Below are 1,815 nucleotides of genomic sequence, written 5' to 3'. Positions count from 1 at the left end.
GACCGACTACAGCCCCAGGATGCGATGAGCCGACATCGAGGTGCCAAACCTCCCCGTCGATGTGGACTCTTGGGGGAGATAAGCCTGTTATCCCCGGGGTAGCTTTTATCCGTTGAGCGATGGCCCTTCCATGCGGAACCACCGGATCACTAAGCCCGACTTTCGTCCCTGCTCGACTTGTAGGTCTCGCAGTCAAGCTCCCTTATGCCTTTGCACTCTACGAATGATTTCCAACCATTCTGAGGGAACCTTTGGGCGCCTCCGTTACACTTTAGGAGGCGACCGCCCCAGTCAAACTGCCCACCTGACACTGTCTCCCGGGTCGATAAGACCCGTAGGTTAGAATTTCAATACAGTCAGGGCGGTATCCCACCAGCGCCTCCACCGAAGCTAGCGCTCCGGTTTCAATGGCTCCCGCCTATCCTGTACAAACTGTACCAAAATTCAATATCAGGCTACAGTAAAGCTCCACGGGGTCTTTCCGTCCTGTCGCGGGTAACCTGCATCTTCACAGGTACTATAATTTCACCGAGTCTCTGGTTGAGACAGTGCCCAAATCGTTACACCTTTCGTGCGGGTCGGAACTTACCCGACAAGGAATTTCGCTACCTTAGGACCGTTATAGTTACGGCCGCCGTTTACTGGGGCTTCAGTTCAGAGCTTCGCTTACGCTAACCCCTCTCCTTAACCTTCCAGCACCGGGCAGGTGTCACCCCCTATACTTCGCCTTACGGCTTCGCAGAGAGCTGTGTTTTTGCTAAACAGTCGCTTGGGCCTATTCACTGCGGCTTTCCGTTAAGAAAGCACCCCTTCTCCCGAAGTTACGGGGTCATTTTGCCGAGTTCCTTAACCAGAGTTCTCTCGCACACCTTAGGATTCTCTCCTCGCCTACCTGTGTCGGTTTGCGGTACAGGCACCTTTTATCTCGCTAGAAGCTTTTCTTGGCAGCGGGGAATCAAAGACTTCGCTCCATAAGGAGCTTCCCCATCACAGCTCAGCCTTCACGATAAGCGGATTTGCCTACTTATCAGCCTAACTGCTTGGACGTGCACAACCAATCGCACGCTTCTTCTATCCTTCTGCGTCCCTCCATTGCTCAAACGATAAAGAGGTGGTACAGGAATATCAACCTGTTGTCCATCGCCTACGCCTGTCGGCCTCGGCTTAGGTCCTGACTAACCCTGAGCGGACGAGCCTTCCTCAGGAAACCTTAGGCATTCGGTGGACGGGATTCTCACCCGTCTTTCGCTACTCATACCGGCATTCTCACTTCTAAGCACTCCACCAGTCCTTACGGTCTGACTTCACTGTCCTTAGAACGCTCCCCTACCACTGATACCATTGGTATCAATCCGCAGCTTCGGTGGTGTATTTAGCCCCGGTACATTTTCGGCGCAGAGTCACTCGACTAGTGAGCTATTACGCACTCTTTAAATGGTGGCTGCTTCTAAGCCAACATCCTAGTTGTCTAAGCAACTCCACATCCTTTTCCACTTAATACACACTTTGGGACCTTAGCTGGCGGTCTGGGCTGTTTCCCTTTTGACTACGGATCTTATCACTCGCAGTCTGACTCCTAAGGATAAGTCATTGGCATTCGGAGTTTGACTGAATTCGGTAATCCGATGAGGACCCCTAGTCCAATCAGTGCTCTACCTCCAAGACTCTTACACTTAAGGCTAGCCCTAAAGCTATTTCGGGGAGAACCAGCTATCTCCAGGTTCGATTGGAATTTCTCCGCTACCCACACCTCATCCCCGCACTTTTCAACGTGCGTGGGTTCGGGCCTCCATTCAGTGTTACCTGAACTTCACC

General features: G+C 52.3%; 1 rRNA gene (running past one end of the window). It reads right to left on the bottom strand.

Annotation, left to right across the window (positions count from 1 at the left end):
- Positions 1 to 1,815, bottom strand: a 23S ribosomal RNA gene (locus tag EBQ15_RS30785); its annotated part runs 746 nt beyond the window's last position; the annotation flags it as partial.

The sequence above is a fragment of the Bacillus sp. 2D03 genome, from assembly GCF_003946765.1.
Classification (GTDB): domain Bacteria; phylum Bacillota; class Bacilli; order Bacillales; family Bacillaceae_G; genus Bacillus_A; species Bacillus_A cereus.
The sequence above is the reverse complement of the archived record's forward strand: the minus strand, read 5'-3'. Positions and strand labels throughout refer to the sequence as shown.